Below are 23,849 nucleotides of genomic sequence, written 5' to 3' on the forward strand. Positions count from 1 at the left end.
CGCGATATCCAACCGAGGTCGATTGATGAAACGCCTTCCCGTTACTGTCCTGTCCGGCTTTTTGGGGGCCGGCAAGACCACCCTTTTGAACCACATCCTGAACAACCGCCGTGGATTGCGGGTCGCCGTGATCGTCAATGACATGAGCGAGGTCAATATCGACGCCGACCTTGTGCGCAACGGCGGGTCGGAACTTTCCCAGACCGATGAAAAGCTGGTCGAAATGACCAATGGCTGCATCTGCTGCACGTTGCGCGATGACCTTCTGGCCGAAGTCCGACGCCTCGCCGAACAGGATCGGTTTGACTATCTGCTTATTGAATCCACCGGCATTTCCGAACCCCTGCCCGTCGCGGCCACCTTTGATTTCCGTGATGAAGATGGTCAATCGCTGGGTGACATTGCCAAGCTTGATACCATGGTCACCGTGGTCGATGCCGCGCGCATGATTGCTGATTACAGCTCCACCGACATGCTGACCGACCGGGGAGAAAGCCTGGGCGATGCAGATAATCGCAGCATCGTTGATTTGCTGGTCGACCAGATCGAGTTCGCCGATGTCATCGTCATGAACAAAGTTGATCTGATTTCCGATGACGAACGCAAATCGGTTCTTGCCATCATCAAGGCGCTCAATACCGATGCGGAAGTGATTGAGACCAGCAACAGCATCGTTGTGCCCGAGAAGATCCTGAATACCGGCCGCTTTGATTTTGATCGCGCCCAAAGCCATCCGCTATGGGCCAAGGAGCTTTACGGCTTTGCAGATCACGTGCCCGAGACCGAGGAATACGGGATCAAAAGCTTTACCTTCCGGACCTCCTTGCCGTTTCACCCGGAACGGTTTCACGCCTTTATCAACAGCGAATGGCCGGGTGTCCTGCGCGCAAAGGGGCATTTCTGGCTGGCCACCCGCCCGAACTGGGTCGGTGAAATCAGTCAGGCCGGTGCGGCGGTCAAGACCGAGGCACTCGGCACCTGGTGGTGTGCGGTCCCGCGCGAAAGATGGCCCGACAATCCGGCGTGGCGCGACATGGTCTTGTCAAAATGGGATCCGGTCTTTGCCGACCGTCGACAGGAAATCGTCTTTATCGGACAAGACATGGATGAGGCCGCCCTGCGCGCCCGCCTGTCGGAATGCCTGATTGACGACGACACAGACGGCCTGTCGGTACGCTTTGATCCCGCCCGCTATGCCGATCTTGCCGATCCGTTCCCCCGTTGGGGGCAGGCTGCCTGATCAGGGTGTCCAAAACAAAAACGCCACCTTTCGGGGTGGCGTTTTCTGTTTTTAACCGCTGGATCGGATCCGTGTGTTGTGTCGTTAGCTGCTGGGTTCAAGGCCCGCTTCTACACTTTCGGCTTTGGCGGCCTTATCATTTGCCACCTCATCGGCCTTGACCTGCGTGACACTGTCCATACCCAGCCGACCGATAGACGGCAGGCGCAAGGCCGGACGGTTGAAGTCGACGCCGAAATTAAGGCCAAGCAGGTTCAGCTCGATCCCTTCTTCCAGACCAAGTGACATGCCAAGCACCCCCAGAAGGTTCGCCTGAACACCCTGCCCACTGGATGAAAGCCCGACCGGATTGGTGATCGGGCGATAATCCTTGCCGATCGCATTGGCCGGCATATCAAGGTTCAATCCCGGCACTTCACGACCAATATGGGCAATAAAGGTATTGCTGTTCGGCCCCGGGTAGCTGCGATATTCGCGCGGGAACGGATAGGATTTAATCGCCTCTTCGATCTCTGGGATCAGCTTTTCAGCTGCTTCGCCGCGATGATCGGCCATGAGTTTCGGCTCCGAGCCATACCAGAGGCCATCGGGGATCGCGTAATTCTGACGCACCACATTGCCGCTGCCCCAGCCGACCACGTCATAGCGGGTATAGCGGGTCTCACCGGCACGTTTGTAAATGATCCACGGATGCACCGCGAAATAGCTGCGCCAGCCAAATGTGTCGGCCGCCATCACCATGACAATCGCCTGATCGCGGTTGGCTTCGGCATCGGGGGCAATCCCTGCCGAATGGCGTGGTGCATTGCGCCACGTATAGCGTTCCTTGTTTTTCTCACCCGGCGGGTCTTCTGCCAGGCTGATGCCAAACGGCAGGACAAGAACGGCCAGAAGACCAAGAAACAGGGTTTTGCCTTTACGCACGATCGATCCAGTTCAGTTTTGCATTGCAGTATGAGTACGGTTAAAGCAAAGAAGTAGGATCAAAAAAAGGCAATGCAATCTGTTATCCTCATGGGAATGCGCGCATCCCCGCAAAAGGTGATGAAGGTAACACCAAACGATTGCGGCCAGCCCAGACCTAAGGCCAGGCGGCAAAGGTATCGTCGCGCACCCGTTCCGCAGCACGTCTTAGACGGCGGTAGGCACCAGGCGCCTCGCCCATATAGCGTTTGAAAAAGCGGCTGAAATAAGCCGGATCGCGAAAGCCCAGGCCATAGGCAATCTGCGCGACACCAAGTGGTGATTGTTCAAGACGCATGCAGGCCTCGCGCAATACCCGTTCATGGATGATGGTAAGTGGCGGCTTGCCGGTCGCCCGCAAAACAGCTGATCCCAGTCGCCGTTCACTGACCCCGAGCGCGGTTGCGTAATCGGCCACATTCCAGTGTTCGCGAAAATGCAGCTCAAGCACCTGTAAAAACCGCTGAAACGTGATCGAGCCCGGGCCATGTTTGTCACGCTGGGCCATCACACCTTCGGCCAGACGTAGAACCATGGTCAGAATGATCTGAAGATGCGCGCCCACCACAAGACTGGCCCCGAGCCCATTTTGCATCAGCTCCGCCCGGATGGCTTCAAAGCTGCGTGAGAGGAGCAGCAGGTTTCCGCTATCCTCAGCCGGGGTGACGTTATGCACGGTGTCGGCCGCAAAGCGAAGCGGCAAGCCACCCCCGGCCGGCGTTCCACCAGCAACCCCGCTGCCATCCCCGCAATGGCGTGCCACCAGATCATCAGCAACCGAGAGCAAATACCCATCGCTGCCCGCCGTAACACGAAAGCGCTGCGTTTCGCCAAGCGGCAACCAGACAAGCGCTGGGGCCTTGCAGGTAATCGTGCCCTGCCGCAAACCGATCTCGGCCCGCCCCCCAAGCAACAGCACCGCATAACACCGGTCACGGCGACCAGGATCATTCATCACCCAGGACTGAACCGACAACGGATGATCAAAGCGATCCATCACCGCCTGTGTCGTGACGGGCAGCAGATCCTCGAACGGATTGTCGGCAAGTGTTTGCGAACGCGTGACCGGGCTTGAGACCGGAATTTGTCGGGAGGGTTGATCAGGCATGCCTTTTTGTCGCGCATATATTCCAAATGGTTATACGTATAAATGTACAATTTTTCGTCTTAAATTGTCAATTTCGCCGTCTTTACATTGGAACGGTTCCATCGCTTACTAGGATGGCGGTCCAAGAAACCGTCAAAAACAACAATACACATAAAGAATGCGTTCCCATTATTTTGCACATGCGAACTAATGGGCGGGAGGTTACGCCGGAGATTTACTTCATATCACGAAGTAAATAACAGAATCTCTTTGCCTAAACTCCTGAAACTACGCACAAACGGGAAAACCGTCTCTGCAAAGAGATCAGGAGGAATAGTATGCAAATCTCAGCAAAACTGCGCCTCGCGACCATTGCCGCGGCAACCACCGCAGTCATGAGCACCGCGACGCTGTTTGGGGCCAACGCCCAAGACACATATCGTATCGGTTATGCCATCTCGAAAACCGGTCCGGCCGCCCCGGGTGCTGCCACCAGCACCATTCCCAACTATGAAATGTGGGTGAAGGAAATCAACGATGCTGGCGGCCTTCAGGTCGGCGACAAGAAACTCCCCATCGAAGTCGTTGAATATGATGATCGCTCAAGCTCCGAAGAAGCGGTGCGCGCAATCGAACGCCTGATCAACCAGGACAAGGTTGATTTCATTCTCTCGCCCTGGGGCACGGGTCTTAACCTTGCCGTGGCGCCGATCCTTGATCGTGCGGGCTATGCCCATCTTGCTGGCACGGCCGTGACCGACAAGGCACCACAACTTGCCAAGCGCTGGACGAATTCATACTGGCTGCTCGGCACCGGCGAACAATATGCCGTTGAGCTGGCCAAGTTCCTTGAGGGCCTGAAAGCCGAGGGCAAGATCAATGACAAGGTCGCAATGATCGCGGTTGCCGACGGCTTTGGCATCGAGCTTTCCAAGGCCGGTCGCGAAGCGCTTGAAGATCGCGACTTTGACCTTGTGTACGACAAGACCTATCCGCTGGGCTCGCAGGATCTGGCAACCATCGTCAATGACATCAAGGCTCTTGGTGCAGATACCTTTGTCGCCTTTTCCTACCCGCCGGGCACCCTTGGCCTGACCGAACAGTCCCGCGTTCTGGGCTTTAACCCCAAGGTCTTCTACGCCGGTGTTGGCACCGCCTTCCCGCTCTATAAAAACCGGTTTGGTGACAATGCCGAAGGCGTCGTCAGCCTTGGTGGTGCGAGCGAGGATGATCCGAAAATCGCCGATTACATCAAACGCCACGTTGAATTCGCAGAACGTGAGCCGGACCGTTGGGCATCCATCGTCAACTGGGCGACCTTGCAGTCGCTGCAGCAGGCCATCGAACGTGCAGGTACGACCGACCGCGAAGCCATCAATGCCGAACTGGCCAAGGGCGGCTTTGACACCATCCTTGGCACCTACAAGCCGGGCGATCAGACCTTCTGGCAGGTTGGTCAGTGGCAGGATGGCAAGTTTGTCGGCCTTGCCCCGACCGACATGGAAGGCGCAGCCGAGCTCGTCTTCCCGAAACCTGAATGGAAGGCTGCGCAGTAAGCGCGCCACATAGGGACGTCGGGGTTCCTCACCCACCCAAACTCCCGGGAACCCCGACGCCCCTTTTGGATGAAGTGAATGTTTAGCTACGCAGTCTTTTCCGGGATTACCCTTGGCGGGATGTATGCCCTCGTCGCCATGGGTTTGACCCTGCAATATGGTGTTTCGCGCATCATGAACCTTGCCTATGGCGAGTTGGTGATTGTCGCGTCCTTTATTGCCTTTGTTTTCATGACCTCGATCGGGATCAACCCGCTTGTCGGTCTGTTGATCATCATTCCCGCAAGCTTTGCGCTGAATTGGGTAATTTATCGCATCCTGCTGACCCCGCTGGTCGCACGCGCAAAGAACCGTGGCATGCTTGAAGTCGACAGCATTCTGGCCACCTTCGGCCTGCTGTTCATCGTTCAGGGTGTGCTGCTGGTCTGGTTTGGTGGCAATTATTACAGCTACGATTTTCTCAATAACGCTGTTGATATCTTTGGCGCGACGATTGCCGCCAACCGGCTTGTTGCCCTTGGATTTGCGGTTGTCATCGGACTTGGTTTCTATCTGATCCTGACGCGCACCCGCATGGGCACGGCACTCCGTGCTGTTGCGGTTGATCCGACCTCGGCGCGCCTCGTGGCAATTGATGTCAATTTCGCATCCTGCTTTGCCTTTGCCCTTGGCGGTGCAATGGCGGCCGTCGGGGGCGTTCTGGTCAGCATGTTTCTGACCTTCTCCACCTCGATGGGCGTTGTCTTCACCATGAAGGCGCTCATCGTTGTGATCATGGGCGGGGTTGGCAATATGCTGGGCGCGCTGATTGCAGGCCTCATCCTTGGTGTCGCGGAAAGTCTGGTCGCAACATATATCGACCCGGGCCTGACCATTGCCGTGACCTATGTGATCTTCCTGCTGGTGCTGCTGATCAAGCCATCCGGCCTGTTCGGGAGGGCCGCGTCATGAGCATCCTGAAACCCGATTTCATCAAGCCTGTCGGCATCGGCGCGGTGATCTTTGCAGCCCTCGCCTTCCTGCCGTCACTCGTTGACAGCTACTACATGTCCCTTGCCATCAGCATTGTCAGCTTTGCCGTTCTGGCAACCGCATGGTCGATGTTCTCCGGCCCGACGCGCTATATCTCGCTTGCCACCGTGGTCTTCTTTGGCATCGGGGCCTATACGGTCGCAGTTCTGGGCGAAGTCCTGCCCTTCCCGCTGGTGCTGGTGTGTGCCGGGCTTGCTGGCACCGTGATTGCCCTTCTGGTTGGCTTTTCCACGCTGCGTCTGGCGGGTGTGTATTTCGTGATCTTTACCTTTGGCCTGACCGAACTGGTTCGTCAGGTGGTCAGTTGGTACGAGGTCAACGTTACCCGCGAAATGGGGCGTTATGTCTTTCTGGATATCACCCAGAACGACATTTACTGGCAGTTGCTTGCCCTGTTTGCGGTTCTTCTGCTGACCGGCTTCATTCTGGGCCGATCTCGCCTTGGCTTTGCGCTGCGCATCATTGGCGAGGACGAAACCGTTGCCAAGCATTGCGGCATTGATGTCACCCGCGTGAAAGTCGCGTTGTTTATTCTGTCTGCCTTGTTCATGACACTGACCGGCGCCATCATGGCACCGCGCTGGACCTATATCGATCCGGTGATTGCCTTTAACCCGATGCTGTCATTCCAGGTTGTCATCATGGCACTTCTGGGGGGTCCGCGTCGCTTGCTCGGCCCGCTTCTGGGGGTTATTCCGCTGACCCTTCTGTTTGAGGTCCTGACCGCAAGCTTCCCGAACCATTTCAGCATCCTGCTTGGCTGCGTATTCATGGTGATTGTCTATCTTCTGCCCGGCGGGGTTGTCGGTTTGTATGAAAAGTACCGCGCACCGAAAAAGCGCGTGCTTGCAACCGACCAAAACGCCGAACCCGGGGGGAACGCAGCATGAATACCGAAATCCTTCTCTCGATTTCTGGCCTGCACAAGGCCTTTGGCGGGTTGATTGCCGTCAATCAGATGCAGTTCGATGTCCATCAGGGCGAAATCCTTGGCCTGCTTGGCCCCAACGGATCGGGCAAGACCACGGTGATGAACCTGATCTCAGGCGCCCTTCAGGCCAATGACGGCAAAGTTATCATCAGCGGCAAGGACATCACCAACCTGCCTGCGCACAAGATCAGCCATTCAGGCATTGCGCGCACCTTCCAATTGGTGCGTGTCCTGCCCGACCTTGATTGCGTGGAAAACATCGAAGCCGGCCTTGCCTATCGCACCAAGCCACTTTGGGGCGACGCTGCGCACGCAGCCGCCCTTGAACTGCTTGATCGTATCGGTCTTGCCAAACAGGCCCATACCCCGGCGGGCGATCTGACCTATATCGATCAGAAACGCCTTGAACTGGGGCGTGCACTTGCCCTTCAGCCCAAGCTTCTTTTGCTGGATGAATGGCTGGCCGGATTGAATCCGTCTGAACTTCAGGATGGCATTGCCCTTGTGCGCAAGCTCAAGAACGAAGGGCTTACCATCATCATGGTTGAACATGTCATGGATGCGATCCGAAGCCTGTGTGATCGCTGTGTGGTGATGAATGCCGGGGCCAAGATTGCCGATGGCACACCAGACGAAGTTCTTTCTGATCCGGAAGTCGTGCGCGCCTATCTGGGAGACAGCCATGCTTGATATCAAAAAACTGTCCGTCTCCTATGGCAAGCACGCCGCCCTTCGCGAAGTCGACGTTACTGTTGATCGTGGCGAAATCGTTGTCATGCTGGGCGCCAATGGTGCCGGTAAAAGCAGCCTCCTTAAGGCCTGTGCCGGTCTGGTAACCGCACATGATGATACGCGCATCACCTTATCTGGCAGCGAGCTGACCGAACTTTCCGCACACAAGATTGTCGAGACCGGGCTTGCCCTTGTGCCGGAAGGGCGCGGTATTTTCGGCGAACTGACGGTGCGTGAAAATCTGGCACTGGGCGCCTTTGCCAAACGCGCACGGACGGCAGAAAAACAAAACCTTGAACGCGTGATTGATCTGTTCCCCAAACTGGCGGAACGACTTGATCAGGCGGCCCGCACCATGAGTGGCGGCGAACAGCAGATGGTGGCCATTGGCCGTGCATTGATGTCCAATCCGGATATTCTGCTGCTTGATGAGCCGTCCCTTGGCTTGTCGCCGATCATGACCGGGGACTTGTTCAAGGCCCTTGCGGCCATTCGTAAAACCGGGGTTGGTGTGCTTCTGGTCGAACAGAATGCCCATCAGTCCCTTGCCATATCAGATCGGGGTTATCTGATCGAAAACGGGGCCATTACCGGGCAAGATACCGCCAAGGCCCTGCAATCCGACCCGGCTGTGCAAAAGGCCTTCCTTGGCCTTGGGGCTGCGTGATGCAGCCTTTCGCTACCACACAGCAAACCACAAGAAAGTCAGGAGAAACGTCATGAACGACACGAAATTGTTGATCGACAATCAGGACGTCAACGCGTCCAATAACCGTACCTTTGAACGCAAGAACCCGGTCACCGGCGAAGTTGCAACCGTTGCCGCCGCAGCCAACGCCGCTGATGCGCGCAAGGCCGCTGACGCCGCTGCCGCGGCCTTTCCGAAATGGTCCAAAATGGGTCCGGGCGCGCGCCGCAAGGTTCTGCTTAAGGCCGCCGACATCATGGAAGCCAAGGGTGATCAATTCGGTCAGCTGGTGCTTGATGAAACCGGTAGCACGCGCATGTGGGGTGGTTTTAACGCCCATCTTGCCGCCAACATGCTGCGTGAAGCCGGTGGCATGACGACGCAAATTCAGGGCGACCTGATCCCGTCTGACACGCCGGGCCTGATGGCCATGGGCATTCGTCAGCCGGTTGGTGTGGTTCTGGGCATTGCGCCGTGGAACGCACCGGTGATCCTTGGCACACGCGCGATCGCCATGCCGCTTGCCTGCGGTAACACCGTCGTCCTCAAGGCATCCGAGCTGTGCCCGGCCCTGCATCGCCTGATCGGTGATTGTCTGGTCGAGGCCGGCGCACCGGAAGGTGTCGTCAATGTTGTCACCAACGCACCGGAAGATGCCCCGGAAATCGTTGAAACCCTGATTGCCCATCCGGCCGTGCGCCGCATCAACTTTACCGGCTCGACCCGTGTGGGTCGCATCATCGCCAAACTGGGTGCCGAGCACCTCAAGCCGGTTCTGCTTGAATTGGGTGGCAAGGCGCCGTTCCTGGTGCTTGATGATGCCGACCTGGATGAAGCGGTCAATGGTGCGGCCTTTGGTGCCTATATGAACCAGGGCCAGATTTGCATGTCGACCGAACGTCTGATCGTTGATAACGCGGTTGCCGATGACTTTGTCGCCAAACTGGCCACCAAGGCCAATACACTGACCGCAGGTGATCCGGCCAAGGCCGACCATATCCTCGGTGGTGTTGTCAGCATCGAGGCGGTTAATCGCATCGAAGAGCTGGTCGAAGATGCCGTTTCCAAGGGCGCAAAACTGGTTGCCGGTTCCGGCAAGGCCAAGGAAGGTGTCCTGATGGACGCGATCCTTCTTGATCACGTAACCCCAGCGATGAAGATCTATTCCGAAGAAAGCTTTGGCCCGATCTGTGTCGTCATTCGTGCCGGTGACGAGGACGAGGCAGTGCGCATCGCCAATGACAGCGAGTATGGCCTGTCCTCTGCGGTCTTCTCGACCAACATTCCGCGCGCAATGGAAGTCGCCAAACGCATCGAAAGCGGCATCTGCCACATCAACAGCCCGACCGTCCAGGACGAGGCACAAATGCCATTCGGTGGTGTGAAATCATCGGGTTACGGGCGCTTTGGTTCCCAGGCATCGATTGATGAATTCACCGAAATGCGCTGGATCACGATCCAGAGCGGCAAGCGTCACTACCCGTTCTAAGTCGACAGACGCGATTGGCCCGCGCGGAACATCCGTCGGGCCTTTCCGTTATCAAAGCATACGCAGGGGGGAAGCCTGATTTCGTGAGAACTGTTCCCTCACCAAATCAGGACCTGTGTGCGGGCCGTCAGATGCGTCATCTGGCGGCCTGCTCTTTTATGGCGGGGTGATCAGCCGCGCAGAACGGCCTGTATCAAGACTTCAAGCGCACTTGAAAATTTCGACCGGTCTTTCTGGGTAAAGGACGCATTGCGCCCCTGCTCGCCAGTCACTTCGCGCATATGGGCGGCGATTTCGCGGCCCGCCAGCGCATTGCCGATATTGGCTTCGGTAAATTCCTGCCCATTGGCTTTCAACACCCGCGCACCGATCTCAATCCCGCGCGATGCCAGTGGAATGTCGTTGGTGACAATTACATCGCGTGCGCGCGCATTCTCGGCAATCCAGTCATCGGCGGCATCGGGTTCCGGCGGCACAATCACGATCCTGATCAGCGGATTGCGCGACGGGCGAATGCCGCCATTGGACACCAGGATCATCTCGATCCGGTGACGCTCGGCCACACGTTCGCATTCTGCCTTGACCGGGCAGGCATCGGCATCGACCAGCAAACGCGGGCGGGAGTTTTGAGTATTTTCGTTCATGGCGCGATCATCGCCGGGACGCGATCAAAGTCAAGCAATCATGAACCCTGCTGTGCCGTCGCAGATGTTTTGGCATCGCGCATCATCGCCAGAACCACCGCCCCGACAAAGGCAAAACCACAGGCCATCAAGACGGTCGTCTGGAAGTCAAACGCACTGGCAACTACCCCGGTCAGAAGGTTACCGATTAGCCCGCCCACAAACAGCGTGCTGACATAATAACTAGTCGCGACACCGGGCTGATCGGTGGCGAAATTCTGAACGAATGTCATGCTGATCCCGGCAAAGATGCCGTAATAGATGCCATCAAGGGCGGCGAGCGCCAGCACATCAAAAAGTGTGGTCGCCTGATAAATCAGGCCAAAGAACACCGCCCCCAAAAGGGCTGCGATCAGCATGCCCTTACGCTCCCCGGTGCGCTTAATCAGCGACGCACAGAAATAGATCACCACCACCTCGACAAAGCACTTCACGGTCAGCGCAAAGCCCGCCGAAGACGCCATCAAGCCAAGCTCGGTCGAGAAATAAAGCGGCATGGCCGACACAAACACCACATTGGCCGCCCCGATGAAAAACACCGGCACACAGGCCAGCAAAAGCCCGACATTAAACGGCACCTTGCCACCGTGGGCCAGACTGTCCGGATGATGGGTTTTGAAAGCATTGGGCACGGTTAGCACGCAGAAGCCAAACCAGATCACTGCCAACCCGGCAATGGTGTAATAGGTCGCCGAAAACCCGAACGCCCCATAGAATGAAAGCGATGCCGCCGGCCCGACCATCCAGCCAAGCGAGGTCTGCATGCGCAAAAAGCCGTTGAACTTGACGACATCACGCCCGGTCTGCTCGGCAAACAAGCGCCCGAAACTATACATCACCGAAAGCGCACCGGCCCCGACCCCAAGCAGGACCGAGACAATCACCAGATAAACCCAATAGACCTGAAACGTCCCAAGGATCGCCATGCCTGCGGTGAAACACAAAATACTGGTCGCCAGCAAAATCTTGACCGGAACCCCACGGTCAATCGCCCGCCCGAACGTCCGATTGGCCAGAAGCGTGATGCTGACCTGAACGATCATCACCATGCTAAGTTTCCATGGCGGCTCCCCAAGGCCTTCGACCACGTAAAGCCCGGCCAGCGGCACCGCCCCGCTTGAGGTAAACGCCCCCATCAGAAGCAGGCCCAGCACCAGAAACGGATAGCGATCCAAAAGCGCAATCACACCCTTGGCGGAACCAACTTGAGCGTCAGACTTTTCGAGATGGGCGGGGTGGCTCATAAACCGTTTCTTTCCCAAGGGGTTGATGAAACGGTTCTACAAGCAAGTCCCAAAACAGTAAATGATTCCAGACATCAGGATGAAGATGTCACGAATTCGACATGGTCGGGATTACGCAAGACCACCAACAAAGCTTGCAAGCTCTGATGTCTTGGGATTTGAAAAGACTTCTTCCGGGTCGCCGGTTTCGTGGATGCGGCCCTGATGCATGAAGACAAGCTTGTCACAGACTTCACGGGCAAAACGCATTTCATGGGTCACCATCACTAGGGTCATGCCTTCCTCGGCAAGTTTTCGAACGACAGCCAGCACCTCATTGACCAGCTCCGGGTCAAGGGCGGAGGTCACCTCGTCACACAGCAACACCTTTGGTTTCATGGCAAGAGCACGGGCAATTGCAACACGCTGCTGTTGCCCGCCTGAAAGCTGATCGGGATAATGCATCATCTTGTCGGCCAGCCCGACCTTGGTCAGCATTTCCTCGGCAATTTCCTTGGCCTCGGTCTTGGATTGCTTTTTCACGACCTGCGGGGAAAGCATCACATTTTCAAGGGCGGTATAGTGAGGAAAAAGATTGAACTGCTGAAACACCATTCCGACCTGAAGACGCAGGGCCAGAAGGTCGGCATCACGTTCACTGATCTTGTTTCCGCCAACCATAATCACGCCGCTGTCGATCTGCTCAAGACCGTTGATGGTCCGCAAAAGGGTGCTTTTCCCCGACCCGCTTTTTCCGATCAGGGCAATCACCTGCCCTTCATCAATGGTCAGGTCGATACCTTTAAGGACTTCCAGTTCGCCAAAGCTTTTGTAAATAGCATGGAGTTCAACGAGCGACATGGCGGAACTTTCCTTCAAGATGGCGGGCAAAAAGCGATAGCGGATAGCAGATCAGGAAATACATCAACGCAACGCAGCCATAGACCGTAAAGGGTGCATAGGTCGCATTGGTGATCATCGTTCCGGCTTTTGTCAGCTCGACAAACCCGATGATGGAGGCAACAGCCGTCCCCTTGACCACCTGAACCGAGAACCCGACCGTCGGCGGAATGGCAATACGCATGGCCTGTGGCAGGACGATATAGCGCATCTGCTGGGTGAAGTTCATGCCAAGGCTTGCCGATGCCTCCCATTGGCCACGCCCGATCGATTCAACACATCCCCGCCAGATTTCAGCCAGAAACGCGCTGGTAAACAGTGTCAACCCGAGGGTTGCTGCGACCCAAGGCGACACATCCAATCCGATCAGGGGCAATCCAAAGAACACGATGAACAACTGCATCAAAAGCGGGGTGCCTTGAAACAGCTCGACATAGCCGCGCACCAGCCGCACCAACCACGGATTTCCCGCTGTCTGGATCATCAAAAGAACAAGACCAACCAGTCCGCCCAGAACAAATGCCGTTAGCGACAGCAAAACCGTCCAGCGTCCGGCCAGCAAAAGGTTATAAACAATATCCCACAGGGTAAATTCAGACATGACGCCGCCGTTCGAACAGGTAATTCCCCAGTACCTTCAACCCCATCCGAAGCAGGATCGACATCACCAGATACAAACCGGTAACGACGAAATAGACTTCAAAAGCGCGGAAATTGATGGCCTGGATATAGTTGGCACCAAAGGTCAGCTCCTCAGCCGCAATCTGCGAACACACTGACGAACCGAGCATCACGATAACAATCTGGCTTGAAAGTGCTGGCCAGATTTTTTTGAGCGCAGGCAGGATCACGACATAGCGGAAAATCTGCAGCCTGTTCATGGCAAGACTTTGCGCAGCCTCGATCTGCCCTTGCGGGACCGCCTGGATACCTGCCCGAATAATTTCGGTCGAGTAGGCCCCAAGATTGACAATCATGGCAAGGAGGGCAGCCTGAAACTCGGTCAGCTTCACCCCAAGGGCCGGCAACCCAAAGAAGATGAAAAACAGTTGGACCAGAAACGGGGTGTTGCGGATCAGTTCGACATAGATGCCAACGATCTGGCTGATCACCGGGGCGCGCGACGCACGCGCCCACGCCCCCATGATCCCGAAACCGACACCAACGACCGCACCGATCACGGTTAATTCCGTCGTCAGGATAACCCCGTCAAACAGCAGCTTCCAGTGCGGCACAATTGCGCCGAAGTCAAATTCATATGCCATTGATCTGCAACGATCCCGTCAGGTCACAAAAGACGCTTAAAGCTCTTCGGGAAGCGGAATGCCAAGCCACTTTTCGGCAATCGCATTCAAACGTCCATCAGCCATCGAAGCGGCAATGATCTCGTTGACCTTCGCCTTGAATTCCGGCTCTTCCTTGTTCAGACCCACATAGCAAGGCGAATTCTTGATCAGGAATTTTGGTTCCGGCTTGCGCGGCGGGTTGCGCTCAATGATCGCAGCTGCGGTAACGTTACCGGTCGCAATCAGGTCAACCTGACCTGCCAGGAATGCTGAAATCGTACCGTTATTATCTTCGTAGCGTTTGATGTCGACATCGGACGGGGCGATTTTCGTCAGTTCCAGATCCTCGATCGCGCCACGGGTAACACCAACCGACATGCCCGCAAGATCAGCAGCCTTTTCCACCGAATAATCGGCCGGGCCGAACACGCCATTATAGAACGGTGCATAAGGGTCGCTGAAATCGATGACCTTCTCACGATCCGGGTTCTTGCCAAGGCTGGAAATCACCAGATCGACCTTGCCCGTGGTCAGATACGGAATACGGTTGGACGAGGTCACCGGGACAAGCTCAAGCTCGACACCAAGATCGTCGGCAATCAGGGCAGCCATATCAATGTCGTACCCTTTTGGCTGCATGTCGGTCCCGACCGAACCGAATGGCGGGAAATCCTGTGGAACTGCAACTTTCAGCACACCTGCCTCGGAAATGCTGTCCAGAGCACCGGCACTGGCCGCACCAAGCGGGGCTGCGAGCATTGCAACTGCGGCAATCGCCGTCTTGAAAAAGTGTTTCATAAGCCTCTACCTGTTTTCAGTGTGATTTATGCATGTTTTTTAGACTAATTAAAACGCTGCACATTTTTTGATCTTTTGTCTATGAGTATTTTTCCAATCGGCCTAATCTGTTGTGAGAAGTTCAACCAGAACCCTGAAAAACCGCCAATGATGCCAAAGAAAAATTTCCTTAACTGGTCAGACCAGATAAAGGAAAAATCATGACACGAAGCGAAAGCACCCCAGAGCGCGCAGCTCGGGATATCCAAACCCTGATTGGGGACAAGGGATTAAAGGCAGGCGACCCGCTACCAGCCCAGCGCAACCTTGCCGCAACACTTGGCATAAGCCGCACCAGCTTGCGTGAAGCATTGGCAACGCTTGAAGCGCTCGGGATCGTTCATGTGCAGGCGGGGAAAGGTGTATACATTGCGGACCGCAAGACCCATACACCGCTGGATCAGGACCGCAACCGACAGGCAGCACAAGTCTATCAGTTCAGATTGGCGATTGAACCTTATGTCGCAGGGCTTGCCGCGCATATGCGCACCCGCGATCATTTGATCGCCCTTCAAAGCAGTATTGATGATATGCGCGTAGCGCTTGAGGTGGATGACCTGATTGCTGCCGCCAGTGCCGATACCGATTTTCATGAGATTTTGCTCGATGCATCAGGCAACCCGATGTTTGCCACCGCCATGCATCCTGCAGCACAAACCATCCATGAAAACCAAATGCTGCCCTTTGCCAATGCCAAGGCTATCGCAGCCCCCTTGGCCGAACATGAGCTCGTTCTACGCCACATCAACGATCGCAATCCGTCGGGCGCACGGGATGCCATGCATCTGCATGTGCTCAGTGCCGCGACCAGAGCAAAGATTTCCTTCTTGCGCCCATAGCGCCACTGACAAGACAAAACAAAACCCCCACCCGGTTTCCCGGATGGGGGCTTCGTTAATGCGGCGCCCTTCACAAGGAAGGACAAGCCGAATTAGCCTGCCGACAGATCGTCAGCCGAAACGCGACCCGAACGGGAGTCGGTGCGCAGTTCGTAGTTGATTTTGTCGCCTTCCTGCGGGTGGCCCATGCCAGCGCGCTCAACAGCGCTGATGTGCAGGAATACGTCATTTCCGCCTTCGTCCGGCTGAATGAAACCAAAACCTTTAGTTGCGTTGAACCATTTAACGGTACCTGATGCCATCTTAAAATCTCCTATCGAGTATTGATTGGCGTTGTGACACACCCCGCGTGGGTGCGCCTATCTGTGTCCGGTCAATCAAATCAGGCGCGATCGCGTCTTTTCTGATTGCCCGGGGAAGTCTTGTGGCCTCCGCCGCCCGGCTGCCCGCCAGACTGGGATCCACGGTGATTGCGGTTACGGTTTGCACCGCCGCTTTTACCTTGCGGTCTGGCATTCCGGGCGCCCTTGCCCCCGTTGCCATTCGCGCGGCGTTCTTCGGTGCTGCCCATAAAGGACAAACCGGAAGAAATTGAATTGTCGCCCTTGGCCCGATCACGACGTTGGCCATCGGATGAAACCCGTTTTGCCGGGCGCTTGCGTCCGTCATTCGAACGCGCGCCACCATCGGCGCCGTTACCATTGGCGGATTTGGTTTTCATCCCGCCCTTGTAACGGCTTTTGGATTTCTCAAGTGCCGGATTGCTTGCGGCCTGCTCGCCCGAAGCACCTTCGCCATTACGGCCACCCTCGCCCTCGCGGCGCGGATTGGGTTTGTTGCCATCAGTGCGATCACGAAGCGACGCGTTGCCACGTGCGTTCTGGCGCTGGCCATCACCTTGGCGCGAACCGCGACCATTTCCACGATTACCGCCTGCGCCACCGGCATTGCCACGGCCACCGTTACCACGCCCCTGACCACCGGCATTGTTGCGACGGCCCTTGTTGGCTTCGCGTGCGGCTTCGGACTGCGCTTCCTTTTCGGCAGCAGCTTTCGCATCGCGACGGTCAATTACCGGGATCGACTGACGGGTGGTTTTTTCAATATCGCGCAGAAGGGCGCGTTCTTCGTCATCACAGAATGCGATGGCGGTTCCGCTGGCACCGCCACGGGCGGTACGGCCAATACGGTGCACATAGCTTTCCGGAACGTTCGGCAGTTCAAAGTTCACAACGTGGGTCACGCCATCAACGTCAATGCCGCGCGCGGCAATATCGGTGGCAACAAGCACACCAATCTGACCATCCTTGAAGGCATTCAGGGCGCGTTCACGCTGGTTCTGGCTTTTATTGCCATGAATGGCAGCTGCACTGATCTTGTTTGCTTCCAGATGGCGCGCCACACGATCCGCCCCGCGTTTGGTACGGGTGAAAACGAGCGTACGTTTGAAAGCCGGATTATCAAGAAGCTCTGCCAACAACTGACGTTTACGCATGCGTTCAATCATATAGACCGACTGATCGACCCGTTCCTGGGTGGTGGCAACCGGGGTCACCGAAACCTTCACAGGATCAGAAAGCATATCACCGGCCAACTGACCGATCTGCCCCGGCATGGTGGCCGAGAAGAACAGGTTCTGACGTTCGCGCGGCAGCATCTTGATGATGCGCTTGATCGGCGGCAGGAAGCCGAGGTCCAGCATATGATCGGCTTCATCAAGCACGACGACTTCAACATGTTTGAGCGACAGCTTGCCGCTATCCACATGATCAAGCAGACGACCGGGCGTTGCGACAAGCACTTCGACACCGGGCGTAATCGCCTTGATCTGCGGGCCATGGGCAACACCGCCCACCACAACAGCGGTGCGGACATTCAAAAACCGGCCATAGGCACGGAAACTGTCACCGATCTGGGCGGCGAGTTCGCGCGTCGGCGCAAGAACAAGCACCCGGCAAGCGCCCTTGGGCGTGCGGGCATCGGATTTGGAAAGACGATCAAGGATCGGCAACGCAAAGGCCGCCGTTTTGCCGGTGCCGGTCTGTGCGATACCAAGCAGGTCCTTGCCTTCAAGCAGCGAAGGAATGGACTGTGCCTGGATCGGGGTCGGCGCGTCATAGCCTTCTTGTGAAAGCGCGCGCAAGACCGGCTCGGCCAAGCCAAGTTCTGAAAACTGGGTCAAATAAGGATAACTCGTGGATTAGAGGCTGCAGACAGCTGGGACATCGCCCGGGAAAATAAAGTAATCAGGTCTGCGCCTTGCAGTTCTGGAAGCACCCGCGTAGCTGGACACTTCAATGCGTTCTTAGGTCAATCACTCGACAGTAGGGACTTTTAATTCCCTCTACGCTTCTGGAGCGATCAAATATCGAAGCCACCATGCGCAGAGTTTTATCCCCTTGTCAAACGGGATATTTGTTACAGCCCCGCGTTTTACGCACAACGGCACGGCAGAATTGCGCTGCCGTGCCGTTGCCATTTCGAAACCATCAAGCTGTTTAAAGGCTCAATACGCACCGCACGGGTTGCCGGTCCCACACGGATTATAGGCCGCACAAGGGTTACTCGCAGCACCCGGATTTGCCGCTGCGCAAGGATTGCTTGGTGCAGGCGCGCAAGGATTGTACCCGGCACACGGGTTTGCAGCACAAGGGGCCGCGGCACACGGATTGGCCGAACGGACACCGGTCGTGCTGAATGCGCCACATGGACTTGTGGCAGGTTCAACCCCGCATGGATTAAATGCGGCGCAAGGATTGGCAGAACACGGGTTTGCAGCGCAGGGATTGTAGCCCGCCCCGCATGGGTTCGCGGCATATGGATTCGCCGCACAGGGGTTGTACCCGGCACCACACGGGTTCGCGCCACAGGGATTAGCGGCACATGGGTTCGCAGCACACGGATTTGCGCCGCACGGGTTGCTGCCCGCACCGGGGAGTTTTGCCGGGGCCGGATTGGCAACGGCCGGGATATTTGCGGTGTGGGTGTAATGGTCAAGCGCAACGGCACCGGTTGCGGCGAGGAAGACCGCACCAAACAGAAGTGTGTTTTTCTCGCTCATTTCCGGAAACCATCCATTCCAAAGATCGGACGCAGCGCAATGCCAACCCAACTGCCAGCAAAGGCCAGCGCAAACCACAACCAGCCATGCACACTGCCCGATGCGATCCCGCTAAAGAACGCGCCGATATTGCATCCAAAGGCCAAGCGCGCGCCATAGCCCATCAAAAGCCCGCCAATCGCCGCCGCCAGAAGGGATGCGACCGGAACGGAAACCTTTGGCGCAAATTTGCCAGCAAGGGCGGCAGCAAAGGCAGCGCCGATCACGATACCGAAATTCATCACCGAGGTGTTGTCTTGCAGAACGGAATTGCCAAGTGCGCGCGCCGGCCCACCCCAGTTCCAGAATTCCCAGGTTTCGACCGGAATACCAATCACCTGCGCGATTTTTGCGCCCCAAAGGCCAAAGCCAAAGGTGATCGACCACGGGTGGCCGGCAATCAAAAGCGTCGCGACATTCAACCCGGCCAGAAGCAACCCGGTCCAGATCAGCGGCCACGGCCCATGGAAGAAGCGCGCAAGACCTTCACGCGGCGCACTTGAAACCACTTCAAGCCCGCCATGGGCCCGTTTTTCAACAAACACGGTTAGAAGCGCCACCAGTGCCAAACCACCAAAGGTCACGGCAAGGCCACCGCCCATTCCAAATTCGCGGCCGAGGCTCATCGGCGGCAAGGATGGCAGTTCCAGCCACATCGGCAGATGGGCCGTACCGATTACTGCACCAATAATAAAGAAGACAAGTGTGAGCAGCATGCGCGCGCTGCCACCACCAACGGTGAACAAGGTACCAGAACCACACCCGCCGCCAAGCTGCATGCCAAGACCAAACAGAAACGCCCCGATCAGAACCGACATGCCAACTGGTGCCACCGCCCCGACAACAGATCCGCCCAGTGGACTGCCAAGCGAGAGCATCGGGATGAAGGCCGCCGCAGCAACACCAATCATCAAAAGCTGCGCGCGCAAGGCACGGCCACGTTTCTCGACGGAAAACCGGCGCCAGCCGCCCGTAAAACCAAAGGAGGCATGATAAAGCGCAATGCCAAGCATCCCGCCAAGGCCATACAGAACAGCCTGCTTAAGATCGACCGCCTGTGAAATGGCGATGCCGACAATGACAAACAGGACGGCGGTGACGACGGCCGGTCCCTTGTCAAAGGTGAAACCCGGTGTGCCCGGATTTGCTTTTAGGGTCGTGTCAGACATGGTGAGGCTCAATAACCTGAAATCAGATACTTAAATGAAAACGGAACCGGGTCACCGGTTCCGTCCAAAATGTTCGAAGCTGTCAGGAGCCGATCAGGAACCCGGGGTTTCCGGGATCACCATTTCACGGTTCGGGTCAGCCGCCCATTCGGTCAGGGAACCATCATACATGGCCGTGTTCTTGTTGCCCATCACTTCGGAAAGACCGAACCATGCAACCGATGCCCAGTGACCGGTATTGCAATAGGTGATTTCCTTGGCATCCGTTGCGACACCGGCATCCGTAACAAGGTTTTCAATCACGTCCGCCGCAACAAATGCGCCGTCCTGATCACTATAGAACTGCGACTGCGGGATGTTTTTTGCACCCGGAACGGCGCCAGGGCGTGCGACCACGCCGCTTTTCGCCTTGCCGGTAAACTGTGATACCGGGCGGGCATCAACAAGCTCAATGCCTTCGGCCCGCGCCTTGGCAACGTCATCGGCGGTTGCCAGAAGTTCCGGACGGAAATCGGCGTTAAACGCGACTGCAGTCGGTGCGACCGGATCGTTTGAAACGGCTTTGCCCGCTGCCAGCCAAGCGCGCTGACCACCATCAAGAATGGTGACCGCATCATGACCCAGAACCTTGAAGGTCCAATATACACGAGTGGCAGAACCGAAGTCCGAGCTGTTCTGACCGGCCGGAACAACAACAACCTGTTTGTCATTGTCGATGCCAAGGGCACCGATGCGTTTGGAAATCACATCAACCGGCGGCAGCATGCCAACCACATTGTCGACCTTGGCGCGCCAGCCAAACTTGCCATACGGCGCGTAAACCGCACCCGGAATGTGGCCGGCTTCATACGGGCTGCCATTCTTGGTCAGCGAACGGATATCAACGACAACCAGCGACGGGTTATCAAGATTTTCCGCGACCCAGTTGGCATCAACCAGCGGCTTTTCGGTAAGACGTTCGGCCTGCGCAGCACTTCCGGCAAAGGCAAAAGCGACCGCAGCAACGGCAGAAAGGATAAGGGAACGCATGGGGCTGTCTCCAATGATAATTTCATTCTGATTTTGTGCAACGTACCTAATCCATCATAAATAAATGTCAATAGATTATATAATACTGTTATTTTTTGTATTTATGAATCAAACGTTATGTTCACCCGCGAAAGTCGGGCTACTGATTTGGCGCCCTAAGGCCGAAGATTGTTCAGATAGCGCGCAAACTCGCGGGCAAAGGAATCCTGGGTTTCGAGATTGCGCAAGGCCGGTGGCCGCGTCAGGAAGCCGTGAAGGGTTGCAATGATGAATTCTGCCACCGCAGATGGTTCAACATCCGTGCGCACCATCTTGTTGAACTGGGCCTTGCCAAGATGCGAGGCCAGCCCGCGCCGCCAATAGCGATACACACCATCAATACGCTTGCGCAGGTTTTCATCAAGCTCCCCCGCCCCCGATGCCAGACGGGCAAGCGGGCAACCGCCCGCCAACATGTCCGGGGCATTTTCACCACCCAGTCGATCAACCTGCCCCATTATCACGGGCAGAATGTCATCGGCGCCTTCAAGGTCATCAAGCCAGACATCATCAACATAGCCCGGCAGGCATTCCTCGATCACGGCATTGACCAGCTTGGCCTTGCCCGAAAAGTGATGATAAAGCGCGCCCTTGGTGCAACCGCTTTGTTCCAGGATATTGCTGATGGATGCGCCTCCAAAACCGGCGCGACGGATTTCACCGAATGCCGCATCAAGAAGCTTCTGTCGGGTAGCGTCCGGATTGCGGACCCGTTTGGGCACGAGTGCCGTTTCAGCTGAACCGTCAATCGAACCATCCAGTTCCATGCTTTCACCGACTTCCAGAACATCATCGTCAAGATTTTCATCAGGACGCGAAATGCGGGAAAGTGCGGCAGAAAAGTTGAAAGGTTGTTTTGACATCGAGCCGTTCTTTATTCTTGATTGAACCAGGAGTTGGAACCCGTAAACATCAGGTTCTACTGTTTTTTTCGCGACGTCAATAATACTGCAGTCCAGTCGAAACCTCTGTATAGGGGCGATTATCACGCAGCCCCTTGCAATTCAGATCAAAGCGTACTCTATTGTTCGCCCATGCCCTTTCGGGCCGAGCCCAAAACATCCGTTGGATCGCAGATGCAGCTTGATTCCATCGCCTTCGTTGCGGCCGAAACCAAAATCGCACAGGATGCGATGTATCGGCTGAAACACCGATACGGCCACATCGCGCCCGACAAGGCCGAGGTGATTGTAGCCCTTGGTGGTGACGGGTTCATGCTTGAAACCCTGCACCGATATATGGGCCGCAAGGTGCCGATTTACGGCATGAACCGGGGCACGGTCGGCTTCCTGATGAACGAATTCCGGGAAATGGATCTGACCGACCGCATTGCCGAGGCCCAGACCGTTGAACTCCATCCGCTTCAGATGGAAGCCCATACCGTTTCGGGCGAAAGCCTGTGTGCGCTGGCGATCAACGAAGTGTCGCTTCTGCGTGAAACCCGACAGGCAGCCAAACTTCGCATCAAGGTTGATGGCGTTGAACGTCTGGCAGAGTTGGTTTGTGATGGCGCACTTGTTTGCACGCCTGCGGGCAGCACGGCCTATAACCTGTCGGCACATGGTCCGATCCTGCCGATGGGAAGTGGGTTGTTAGCGCTAACACCGATCAGCCCGTTTCGCCCGCGTCGCTGGCGCGGCGCGCTTTTGCCGCACGGTGCCGAAGTCGTCTTTCAGATCGAGAACCCCGAAAAGCGCCCGGTTTCGGCCGTTGCCGACTATACCGAGGTGCGCGATGTCGCCAGTGTCAAAATCCGTGAAGATCGCAGCATGAAAATCAAACTGCTGTTTGATCCGGAACACAATCTTGAAGAACGTATCCTCAAGGAACAATTCGTCGAATGACCACCACTGCCCTTGCCCCGTCCAAAGATACCGTTGAATGGTGCCGCAAACTCATCCGTCACCAATCTGTCAGCATGACGCCAAATCTGGCGCTGATTGACGAGGTGAAGGCATTCCTTGACGCGCTCGGCTATGACACGCTGGTGGTCCACGACCCGTCCGAGACCAAGGCCAACCTCTATGCCACCATCGGTCCGAAGGTGGATGGCGGCGTGATCCTGTCCGGCCATAGCGATGTGGTCCCGACCGAAGGCCAGAATTGGGCATCTGATCCGTACGAAATTGATATCCGCGACGACAAGATGTTTGGCCGCGGCGCGTGCGACATGAAGGGTTTTCTGGCCTGCCTTCTGGCCAAGGCAGAAACCTTTAAAAACACCGATCTGCGCGTGCCGATCCATCTGGCGTTTACCTATGACGAGGAAGTCGGCTGCCTTGGCGTACCCAGCCTGGTTGAGGCGATCAATAATCTGCCGCACAAACCGGCCATGTGCATTGTTGGTGAACCGACCGAGATGAAGGTCATCACCCAGCACAAGGGCAAGTTTTCCGCGCGTGCCCACTTCACCGGCCGTTCGGGCCATTCATCCCTGCCGCGCGAAGGCGTTAATGCGGTTGAATTCGCATCCGAATTCGTCGTCTTCCTGCGCCAGTTTGGCCGCAAATGTCGCGAAGAAGGCCCGCATGATGATGAATTCGTGCCAAACCACACCACCTTCCATACCGGGGTGATCAAGGGCGGCACGCAGCTCAACATCATTCCGCAGAACTGCTTTGTCGATTTCGAATTCCGCAATCTGCCCAATGACGACCGCGAAGCGCTCAAGGCGCAGATTTACGATTACATCGAAAACACCCTGCAGCCCGAAATGCGCGAAATCTATGAGGATGTCGGGATCGAGATCGAAGTCGTTTCCGACATGCCGGGCCTTGCCACTGGCGATGACGAGGAAGTCACCAAGCTTGTCATGGCGCTCACGGGTGCCAATACCACCGGCAAGGTCAGCTTCGGCACAGAAGCCGGCGCGTTCTCAGCCCTTGGTGATATCCCGACGGTCGTCTGCGGCCCGGGCAATATCGAACAGGCCCACAAACCTGACGAGTTCATCGAACTGGATCAGCTGGGGCGCTGCGAAGTGTTCCTCGACAAACTGCTGGGCGTGTTGGTCAAGTAACCGGGCA

General features: G+C 56.4%; 23 protein-coding genes. 10 read left to right on the forward strand and 13 right to left on the reverse strand.

Annotated features, from left to right (window positions below):
- The first annotated feature begins 25 nt into the window (after positions 1–25).
- A complete protein-coding gene (gene zigA, locus ACXAF0_RS14875; RefSeq protein ID WP_475346635.1) occupies positions 26–1,240 on the forward strand; it encodes a zinc metallochaperone GTPase ZigA in 1,215 nt (404 codons plus the stop codon).
- 84 nt (positions 1,241–1,324) lie between these two features.
- On the opposite strand, the gene ACXAF0_RS14880 is transcribed toward zigA, so the two are convergent.
- Positions 1,325–2,164, reverse strand: a complete 840-nt coding sequence (locus ACXAF0_RS14880; RefSeq protein ID WP_475346636.1) for a DUF3750 domain-containing protein — start codon at positions 2,162–2,164, stop codon at positions 1,325–1,327.
- A 157-nt stretch (positions 2,165–2,321) separates the two neighbouring features.
- Positions 2,322–3,311 carry a helix-turn-helix domain-containing protein gene (locus tag ACXAF0_RS14885; protein ID WP_475346637.1) on the reverse strand — a complete coding sequence of 330 codons (990 nt, stop codon included), beginning with the start codon at positions 3,309–3,311 and terminating at the stop codon, positions 2,322–2,324.
- Between the two features lie 317 nt (positions 3,312–3,628).
- On the opposite strand from ACXAF0_RS14885, the gene ACXAF0_RS14890 reads away from it, so the two are divergent.
- The 6 genes from ACXAF0_RS14890 (at position 3,629) to ACXAF0_RS14915 (ending at position 9,718) form a co-directional block, all read left to right on the forward strand.
- A complete protein-coding gene (locus ACXAF0_RS14890) occupies positions 3,629–4,846 on the forward strand; it encodes an amino acid ABC transporter substrate-binding protein (protein ID WP_475346638.1) in 1,218 nt (405 codons plus the stop codon).
- A 78-nt stretch (positions 4,847–4,924) separates the two neighbouring features.
- Entirely contained in the window at positions 4,925–5,797 is an 873-nt protein-coding gene (locus ACXAF0_RS14895; protein WP_475346639.1) for a branched-chain amino acid ABC transporter permease, read from the forward strand.
- Positions 5,794–6,768 carry a branched-chain amino acid ABC transporter permease gene (locus ACXAF0_RS14900; protein WP_475346640.1) on the forward strand — a complete coding sequence of 325 codons (975 nt, stop codon included), beginning with the start codon at positions 5,794–5,796 and terminating at the stop codon, positions 6,766–6,768. The genes ACXAF0_RS14895 and ACXAF0_RS14900 overlap by 4 nt, the downstream gene beginning before the upstream one ends.
- Positions 6,765–7,499: an ABC transporter ATP-binding protein gene (locus ACXAF0_RS14905; protein ID WP_475346641.1), complete on the forward strand. Its 735-nt coding sequence runs from the start codon at positions 6,765–6,767 to the stop codon at positions 7,497–7,499. The genes ACXAF0_RS14900 and ACXAF0_RS14905 overlap by 4 nt, the downstream gene beginning before the upstream one ends.
- Positions 7,492–8,208 (forward strand): ABC transporter ATP-binding protein, encoded by a 717-nt coding sequence (locus ACXAF0_RS14910; protein ID WP_475346642.1) that lies wholly within the window; start codon positions 7,492–7,494, stop codon positions 8,206–8,208. Before ACXAF0_RS14905 ends, ACXAF0_RS14910 begins: the two co-directional genes overlap by 8 nt.
- A 52-nt stretch (positions 8,209–8,260) precedes the next feature.
- Entirely contained in the window at positions 8,261–9,718 is a 1,458-nt protein-coding gene (locus ACXAF0_RS14915; RefSeq protein ID WP_475346643.1) for an aldehyde dehydrogenase, read from the forward strand.
- 170 nt (positions 9,719–9,888) lie between these two features.
- Here ACXAF0_RS14915 and ACXAF0_RS14920 read toward each other — a convergent pair whose 3' ends face one another.
- The 6 genes from ACXAF0_RS14920 to ACXAF0_RS14945 form a co-directional block, all read right to left on the reverse strand.
- Positions 9,889–10,362 carry a YaiI/YqxD family protein gene (locus ACXAF0_RS14920; protein WP_475346644.1) on the reverse strand — a complete coding sequence of 158 codons (474 nt, stop codon included), beginning with the start codon at positions 10,360–10,362 and terminating at the stop codon, positions 9,889–9,891.
- 38 nt (positions 10,363–10,400) lie between these two features.
- Complete coding sequence (locus ACXAF0_RS14925; protein ID WP_475346645.1) at positions 10,401–11,645, reverse strand: MFS transporter; 1,245 nt, start codon at positions 11,643–11,645, stop codon at positions 10,401–10,403.
- A 111-nt stretch (positions 11,646–11,756) separates the two neighbouring features.
- Positions 11,757–12,485, reverse strand: a complete 729-nt coding sequence (locus tag ACXAF0_RS14930; protein WP_475346646.1) for an amino acid ABC transporter ATP-binding protein — start codon at positions 12,483–12,485, stop codon at positions 11,757–11,759.
- Positions 12,472–13,125 (reverse strand): amino acid ABC transporter permease, encoded by a 654-nt coding sequence (locus tag ACXAF0_RS14935; protein WP_475346647.1) that lies wholly within the window; start codon positions 13,123–13,125, stop codon positions 12,472–12,474. Before ACXAF0_RS14935 ends, ACXAF0_RS14930 begins: the two co-directional genes overlap by 14 nt.
- Positions 13,118–13,789 carry an amino acid ABC transporter permease gene (locus ACXAF0_RS14940; RefSeq protein ID WP_475346648.1) on the reverse strand — a complete coding sequence of 224 codons (672 nt, stop codon included), beginning with the start codon at positions 13,787–13,789 and terminating at the stop codon, positions 13,118–13,120. The genes ACXAF0_RS14935 and ACXAF0_RS14940 overlap by 8 nt, the downstream gene beginning before the upstream one ends.
- Before the next feature lie 36 nt (positions 13,790–13,825).
- Positions 13,826–14,608 (reverse strand): transporter substrate-binding domain-containing protein, encoded by a 783-nt coding sequence (locus ACXAF0_RS14945; protein ID WP_475346649.1) that lies wholly within the window; start codon positions 14,606–14,608, stop codon positions 13,826–13,828.
- A 200-nt stretch (positions 14,609–14,808) separates the two neighbouring features.
- Between ACXAF0_RS14945 and ACXAF0_RS14950 the strand changes: the two genes are divergently transcribed.
- On the forward strand, positions 14,809–15,486 hold the full coding sequence (locus ACXAF0_RS14950; protein WP_475346650.1) for a FadR/GntR family transcriptional regulator: 678 nt from the start codon (positions 14,809–14,811) through the stop codon (positions 15,484–15,486).
- 92 nt (positions 15,487–15,578) lie between these two features.
- Here ACXAF0_RS14950 and ACXAF0_RS14955 read toward each other — a convergent pair whose 3' ends face one another.
- The 5 genes from ACXAF0_RS14955 to ACXAF0_RS14975 form a co-directional block, all read right to left on the reverse strand.
- A complete protein-coding gene (locus ACXAF0_RS14955; RefSeq protein WP_044828301.1) occupies positions 15,579–15,788 on the reverse strand; it encodes a cold-shock protein in 210 nt (69 codons plus the stop codon).
- Positions 15,789–15,868: 80 nt separating this feature from the next.
- Positions 15,869–17,668: a DEAD/DEAH box helicase gene (locus tag ACXAF0_RS14960; protein ID WP_475346651.1), complete on the reverse strand. Its 1,800-nt coding sequence runs from the start codon at positions 17,666–17,668 to the stop codon at positions 15,869–15,871.
- A gap of 875 nt (positions 17,669–18,543) precedes the next feature.
- On the reverse strand, positions 18,544–19,755 hold the full coding sequence (locus ACXAF0_RS14965) for a YeeE/YedE family protein (RefSeq protein WP_475346652.1): 1,212 nt from the start codon (positions 19,753–19,755) through the stop codon (positions 18,544–18,546).
- Between the two features lie 93 nt (positions 19,756–19,848).
- A complete protein-coding gene (locus tag ACXAF0_RS14970; RefSeq protein WP_475346653.1) occupies positions 19,849–20,784 on the reverse strand; it encodes a sulfurtransferase in 936 nt (311 codons plus the stop codon).
- Between the two features lie 155 nt (positions 20,785–20,939).
- Entirely contained in the window at positions 20,940–21,686 is a 747-nt protein-coding gene (locus ACXAF0_RS14975; RefSeq protein ID WP_475346654.1) for a TetR/AcrR family transcriptional regulator, read from the reverse strand.
- A gap of 213 nt (positions 21,687–21,899) precedes the next feature.
- Here ACXAF0_RS14975 and ACXAF0_RS14980 point away from each other — a divergent pair, with 213 nt between their 5' ends.
- A complete protein-coding gene (locus tag ACXAF0_RS14980) occupies positions 21,900–22,667 on the forward strand; it encodes an NAD kinase (protein ID WP_475346655.1) in 768 nt (255 codons plus the stop codon).
- The gene (gene argE, locus ACXAF0_RS14985; protein ID WP_475346656.1) at positions 22,664–23,842 is read left to right on the forward strand and encodes an acetylornithine deacetylase; all 1,179 of its coding nucleotides are present in this window, start codon (positions 22,664–22,666) and stop codon (positions 23,840–23,842) included. Before ACXAF0_RS14980 ends, argE begins: the two co-directional genes overlap by 4 nt.
- Positions 23,843–23,849: the final 7 nt, after the last annotated feature.

This window comes from Thalassospira sp. ABD4_177, assembly GCF_056160125.1.

What these genes read in the sequence shown, in the direction of transcription:
- ACXAF0_RS14965 (WP_475346652.1), bottom strand. Translation starts at nt 19,755, where the DNA reads ATGTCTGACACGACCCTAAAAGCAAATCCGGGCACACCGGGTTTCACC.
- ACXAF0_RS14910 (WP_475346642.1), top strand. Translation starts at nt 7,492, where the DNA reads ATGCTTGATATCAAAAAACTGTCCGTCTCCTATGGCAAGCACGCCGCC.
- ACXAF0_RS14925 (WP_475346645.1), bottom strand. Translation starts at nt 11,645, where the DNA reads ATGAGCCACCCCGCCCATCTCGAAAAGTCTGACGCTCAAGTTGGTTCC.
- ACXAF0_RS14885 (WP_475346637.1), bottom strand. Translation starts at nt 3,311, where the DNA reads ATGCCTGATCAACCCTCCCGACAAATTCCGGTCTCAAGCCCGGTCACG.
- zigA (WP_475346635.1), top strand. Translation starts at nt 26, where the DNA reads ATGAAACGCCTTCCCGTTACTGTCCTGTCCGGCTTTTTGGGGGCCGGC.
- ACXAF0_RS14890 (WP_475346638.1), top strand. Translation starts at nt 3,629, where the DNA reads ATGCAAATCTCAGCAAAACTGCGCCTCGCGACCATTGCCGCGGCAACC.
- ACXAF0_RS14930 (WP_475346646.1), bottom strand. Translation starts at nt 12,485, where the DNA reads ATGTCGCTCGTTGAACTCCATGCTATTTACAAAAGCTTTGGCGAACTG.
- ACXAF0_RS14945 (WP_475346649.1), bottom strand. Translation starts at nt 14,608, where the DNA reads ATGAAACACTTTTTCAAGACGGCGATTGCCGCAGTTGCAATGCTCGCA.
- ACXAF0_RS14955 (WP_044828301.1), bottom strand. Translation starts at nt 15,788, where the DNA reads ATGGCATCAGGTACCGTTAAATGGTTCAACGCAACTAAAGGTTTTGGT.
- argE (WP_475346656.1), top strand. Translation starts at nt 22,664, where the DNA reads ATGACCACCACTGCCCTTGCCCCGTCCAAAGATACCGTTGAATGGTGC.
- ACXAF0_RS14895 (WP_475346639.1), top strand. Translation starts at nt 4,925, where the DNA reads ATGTTTAGCTACGCAGTCTTTTCCGGGATTACCCTTGGCGGGATGTAT.
- ACXAF0_RS14905 (WP_475346641.1), top strand. Translation starts at nt 6,765, where the DNA reads ATGAATACCGAAATCCTTCTCTCGATTTCTGGCCTGCACAAGGCCTTT.
- ACXAF0_RS14935 (WP_475346647.1), bottom strand. Translation starts at nt 13,125, where the DNA reads ATGTCTGAATTTACCCTGTGGGATATTGTTTATAACCTTTTGCTGGCC.
- ACXAF0_RS14975 (WP_475346654.1), bottom strand. Translation starts at nt 21,686, where the DNA reads ATGTCAAAACAACCTTTCAACTTTTCTGCCGCACTTTCCCGCATTTCG.
- ACXAF0_RS14970 (WP_475346653.1), bottom strand. Translation starts at nt 20,784, where the DNA reads ATGCGTTCCCTTATCCTTTCTGCCGTTGCTGCGGTCGCTTTTGCCTTT.
- ACXAF0_RS14940 (WP_475346648.1), bottom strand. Translation starts at nt 13,789, where the DNA reads ATGGCATATGAATTTGACTTCGGCGCAATTGTGCCGCACTGGAAGCTG.
- ACXAF0_RS14980 (WP_475346655.1), top strand. Translation starts at nt 21,900, where the DNA reads ATGCAGCTTGATTCCATCGCCTTCGTTGCGGCCGAAACCAAAATCGCA.
- ACXAF0_RS14950 (WP_475346650.1), top strand. Translation starts at nt 14,809, where the DNA reads ATGACACGAAGCGAAAGCACCCCAGAGCGCGCAGCTCGGGATATCCAA.
- ACXAF0_RS14900 (WP_475346640.1), top strand. Translation starts at nt 5,794, where the DNA reads ATGAGCATCCTGAAACCCGATTTCATCAAGCCTGTCGGCATCGGCGCG.
- ACXAF0_RS14915 (WP_475346643.1), top strand. Translation starts at nt 8,261, where the DNA reads ATGAACGACACGAAATTGTTGATCGACAATCAGGACGTCAACGCGTCC.
- ACXAF0_RS14920 (WP_475346644.1), bottom strand. Translation starts at nt 10,362, where the DNA reads ATGAACGAAAATACTCAAAACTCCCGCCCGCGTTTGCTGGTCGATGCC.